The following is a 5,309-nucleotide window of genomic DNA, read 5'->3' as shown; positions in this document are numbered from 1 at the left end:
GGGCGGAGGCGACCATGGCGTCGCCGCGTTCCCACGCCGCCGAGGTGATACCGATGTTCAGCAGCGCGGCGAGTTCCCGATCGACAAGCTCGAGAAATCCCCGGCTGTCCGGCGGCACCATCGGCACGACCTCGCCCAGCAGCGCGGCCACCGACGACTCGCCCGTGAGCATCTCGGCGATGTCCAACGTGAATGTGACAACGTCGTCGAACCTGTGCTGGGCACTGCGGTGGCGGGCGACCTCCACCACGTCGGCGAAATCCCCGCGTCCCGCATCGAGCCGGGCCAGCCGCATGCGCTCTGCCCTACCGTGCCGCTCTGCCCGGGTCTCGGGCTCGGCGTCGACGAGCCGGGCGGCGATCCACGGGTGGACGAGCACATCGCCGTCGAGACGTAACAGCAGTGTCCGGTCCGCGAGCCGCATAACCGCCGATGAGACCATCCGACGCCGCTGATCGTCAGGTTCTTCAGCCAGCCAGGCGAATGCAAGATCGTCGGCTGACATGGGAACGTTCGACACCGCCGCATGGAGCAGCAGTGAGCGCTCGTCGGCGGTCACTGTCGCGAGCAGCAGCTCCAGGACGATGTCGCGGCTGCCGAGCAGCAGAGCATCATCCACCGCCCGATCGAAGGTGCGATCCTCGGAGAGATCGACGCCGAGTTCGTCGGCCAGGCCCACGATCCGCTCAGTGACCTCCCGTAGGTTCGCGGCGCCGTTGCGCAACAGCGCGTCGACGAACTCCACCAGCCGCGGATGCCCGCCGACCGTCCGGGCCAGGGTGCGCCGGTCGGTCTCGTTCAGCGTCCGCAGGCTCGGCAACCGCAGGAGCAGACGGCCCAGCTCGGCGCCGCTGAGTGGCCCCACCTCCATCCGCCGCAGGAACAGGCCGGTACGCCCCGGCAGAGGGTATCTACAGGTCACCAGCATGCGGCCCTGGGCGCTGGCACGGGCCAGGCCGCCGAACACCTCGGCGAAACCAGGGTCGGCGAAGGCCCGGCCGTCCTCGGTGAGGTTGCGCTCGAAGTCGTCGAAGAGCACCAACAGCCGGTGTTCGCCCAGCAGCCTCCCGATCAGATCGATCTTCGCTGTGTCCTCGTGACGCGGGTCGGCCAGCGAGGCACGGGCGTCGGCCAGCTCCGGGACACCACGCAGCACGTCGACGGTCTCGGCGATCAGCGACGGCGGGTTCCAACGACCGACATGTACCGCGACAGCCCAGCCGTCGGCCCGCAGCCTGGTCAGCACCCGCCCGGCCACCGCGGTCTTGCCGATACCGCCGGGCCCGGTCAGCACTACGCCGGCGACCGCGCCGTACCGCTCCACCGCGGCCCGGCCGCCGCGCAGCACGTCCAGCGCGGTACGGACCTCGCGGCGCCGCCCGACCAGATCCCCCATGGCCAGCTCGCGGACGGTGCCACCGGCCGGCGCGGCGAACGGGCGGGCAAGCGGGCGCGGGTCCGCGGCCGCGTCCAGCAGCGGCGGGTCGTCGGCCGCGGCCAGCAGCGTCGCGGTGGCGTACTCGGGCGGGGCGAGACGGCCCGTGGCGCGCGCGGCCGCCCGGCGGTCGGCGTCCACCTGTCGGCGGGCAGCGGCGAGGGCCGCCGCCACCGAGCCGGCCCGGCCGGTGGCCAGTTCCTCGTAGAACACCCGGGCCAGATCGGTCGCGTAACGGTCGGTGACGGTCGTCTGCATGGCCACCACCCGGTCGGCGCCACGCCGGACCAGGGTCGCGGCCAGCCCGTCCGAGCCGGCCGGCTCGTCCGAGCCTGCTGAGCCGGCCGGGCTGGCCGGGCCGGGCGGGCTCGCGGACGCGCCCGAGCAGGACGACAGCACGATCAGCGGCAGCGGGCGGGACGCGCCCTTCAGGGCGTCCACCAGCTCCTCGGCACGGACCGGCACCGGGTTGCCGTCCTCGTCCTCCAGCTCCACCTCGGACGCCGAGCCGTGCGCGGACAGGTGCAGCACGTGGTAGAAGTCGTCGCCGTCCGTGCTCTGGCCGCTCAGCGCGTCGGCGATCTGCTTCAGTCCGGCGACCTCGAGGATCGTGACCTGCGCAGCCCCGGACCCCGCGACCCCGCGGACAGCATCGATGATCGCCTGCATCTCGGCCTCGACGTCGAGCGGCGGGTTCCTCGTCCGGGTCTCCTCCGGCGCGGCCACCGCCACCAGGATCTTCAGCGGGCCGGGCAGTGGGCCGGTCGCGGCCCGGCGTAATCCGGCGACCCGGCGGGTGAAGCGCACCCCGGGCATGGTCGCGAGCAGCCGCCCGTCGGCCAGCCACAGCAGCTCGTAGGGCAGTGCCAGCGCCGCCGGGCCGTCGGCCTCCACCACGACGTCCACGGCCGTGCCGAAGGGAGACGTGTCGATCAGCTCGGTCAGCCGCCGCGCGGCGTCGGCGTCCAGCAGCGCCTCCCGCAACCGGTGACCGGCCTGGGACAGGCGCGTGTCCGCCTCCGCCGGGCTCCCTGGCAGCGACGCCCACACCGTGTCGAGCCCGGGCGGCAGCGCTGTAACGCGCTCCCCCAGCGAGGTGCCGGACAGCGCTGCCCGCGCCGTGAGCCGTCCGGCCTCCAGGCGTACGTGCAGCACCAGCTCGTGGGAGAGCGGAGCCGGCCGCGACAGCGCCGAAGCGCCACCCGGCACCGAAGCCCTGCCTGACCCCGAAGCGGTGCCCGGCACCGAAGCGGCGGCTGGCTCGGGCGCGCGCGGTGCCGGCGCGGGCGGGCGCACGTCCCGGGGCGGCAGGAGCGGGCGGGTCCCGGGCACCAGCGGCGGTTCGATCTCGAACGGCTGGCCGGTCAGGACGCGCAGCAGCCGTTCCATCCCGGCATCGGCGTCGGAGATCCCCCTGATCGCGTAGTGGGTCGTCGAGTACGGGCCGAGGAAGGCCGGGACGTCCTCGGCCGTGCGGCCCGGCAGCAGTACCGGCAGGAACTTCGCCAGCCCGGCCGTCCGGTCGCGGTACAGCTCGTCGCGGATCAGCGCCGCCTCGAACTGCACCCCACGGCCGTCGTCCGCGGCGGCCTGGCCCTCACTGCGGCGGCGGTACTCCGGCGAAGCGATGACCAGCACATGGTCGGACGCGCGGACCTCGGCCAGCATCCACAACGGCCAGTCCTGCCGGCGCTCGTTCGCCGGCAGGTCGAGCTTCGCGTCGATCTCCCGCGACCGCAGGAAGATCCACAGATCGCGGACGGCGTTCTCGTGCTCGGGCGACTCGTGGGCATAGGAGAGAAACACCCGCGGCGGACGATCCGTCACCGGAACATCACCATACCGGCACCGCTGCCTGCGCTGTCCCTCACGCCGTCCCCCCGCCGTCGCCGTACAACGGGAATCATAAGCGCGCTTCGGTGACAGCCCTCTCACCGATACGGAAAACGGTCAGTTCAGATAAAAGATGAACAAGTCATTCATATGCTGACATCGGGACTGATAATGCGCTGATGATGCGCTGCTGCCAGTCGCCCCGGACGTTGCCAGTCACCCCGAAGCGCCGTGAAACGGCTACTTGGGAATGATCTGTTCGCCCTGGCGGTGCAGGCCGTAGGTGACGGCGTCCTGGAGGGCTTCCCAGGAGGCGGCGATGATGTTCTCGTCGACGCCGACGGTGTCCCAGCGGTCGCGGCCGTCGCTGGTGCCGACCAGGACGCGGGTCACCGCGCCGGTGCCGGACCTGCCGTCGAGGATGCGCACCTTGTAGTCGACCAGGTCGAGGTCGGCAAGGCCCGGGTAGCCCTTCTCCAGGGCTTCGCGCAGGGCCCGGTCGAGGGCGTTGACCGGGCCGTTGCCCTCGGCCGTGGACACCTGCCGCACACCGTTCAGGACGAGTTTGACGGTCGCTTCGCTGATGACCTCACCGTCCGGCCGCCGTTCGACGATCACACGCCACGACTCGAGGGTGAAGAACCGCCGGGGGCCTTCGGTCTCGTCGCGCAGCAGCAGCTCGAACGACGCCTCCGCGGCCTCGTAGGTGTAGCCGGCCGCCTCCCGCTCCTTGACCAGGTCGACGACCCTCCCCAGCGCCTCGCGCTGGCCGGAGAGGTCCAGGCCCAGCTCCCGGCCCTTGAGCTCGATGGTGGCCCGGCCGGCGAGCTCCGAGACCAGCATCCGCATGTCGTTGCCGACCTCGGCGGGGTCGATGTGCTGGTACATGTCCGGATCGATCTTGACGGCGCTGGCGTGCAGGCCGGCCTTGTGGGCGAACGCGCTCGCGCCGACGTAGGCGCGGTGGGTGTCCGGCGCGGAGTTGGTGATCTCGTCGATGGCGTGCGACACCCGGACCAGCTCGCGCAGCCTGCCCGGGGGCAGCACCCGGCGGCCGAGCTTGGTCTCCAGCCCGGCGACGACGCTGAACAGGTCCGCGTTGCCGCAGCGCTCGCCGTAGCCGTTGGCGGTGCCCTGGACGTGGGTGACGCCGGCCTCGACCGCGACCAGCGTGTTCGCGACCGCGCAGGCGGTGTCGTCGTGGCAGTGGATGCCCAGCCGGGCGCCGGTGCGGCCGCGGACGGCGGAGACGACGTCGCCGATACGCGTCGGCAGCATCCCGCCGTTGGTGTCGCAGAGGACCACGACCTCGGCGCCGGCCTCGGCGGCCACCCGGACCACCTCGAGGGCGTAGTCGGCGTCGGCGCGGTAGCCGTCGAAGAAGTGCTCCGCGTCGACGAACACCCGCTTGCCCTCGGCGCGCAGATGCGCCACGGTGTCGCGGATCATCGCCAGGTTCTCGACGGGGGTGGTGCGCAGGGCACGCTCGACGTGCCGGCGGTCGGACTTCGCCACCAGGCAGACGACGGCCGTGCCGGCCTCCCGCAGGGCGGCGACCTGCGGGTCGTCGGCGGCGGTGGCGCGGGCCCGGCGGGTCGCGCCGAAGGCGGTGAGCAGGGCGTGCTCCAGCCGCAGCTCGGTGCGGGCGCGGTGGAAGAACTCGGCGTCCTTCGGGTTCGACCCGGGCCAGCCGCCCTCGATGAAGCCGACCCCGATCTCGTCGAGGTGCCGAGCTACCGCGATCTTGTCGCCGACCGACAGCGACAGCCCCTCCTGCTGGGTCCCGTCACGCAACGTCGTGTCATAGACGTGAAAGGAGTCGGGATCGTCTGGCTGCACGGCGTGCCTCTCAGCTGCGGATCACCTGCGGGTCGTCGGTCCCCCGCGGATCACAGCCTGTGGATCACAGGCCTGTGGATCCGAGGGGTGTCACGCGCCCGGCGGCGTGGGTGGGCAGCCGGCACGCGCGACGATGGCGGGTTCACCGCCGACTGCCCACTGTACGTCGCCACCCGCCCAGAAGCCCGTACTCCCCCAGCCC

General features: G+C 72.4%; 2 protein-coding genes. Both read right to left on the bottom strand.

Features of this window, described 5'->3' with window-relative positions; all coding sequences use genetic code 11:
* Positions 1 to 3,262 (bottom strand): CHAT domain-containing protein (locus AC5LUJ_RS22845; RefSeq protein WP_493465728.1); only part of this gene is annotated, 3,262 nt, incomplete at its 3' end.
* A 246-nt stretch (positions 3,263 to 3,508) separates the two neighbouring features.
* Positions 3,509 to 5,107 carry a citramalate synthase gene (cimA, locus tag AC5LUJ_RS22840; protein WP_250283399.1) on the bottom strand — a complete coding sequence of 533 codons (1,599 nt, stop codon included), beginning with the start codon at positions 5,105 to 5,107 and terminating at the stop codon, positions 3,509 to 3,511.
* Positions 5,108 to 5,309: the final 202 nt, after the last annotated feature.

Source organism: Protofrankia sp. CiP1_Cm_nod3 (assembly GCF_982290655.1).
This window is presented reverse-complemented; position numbering and strand designations above follow the sequence as displayed.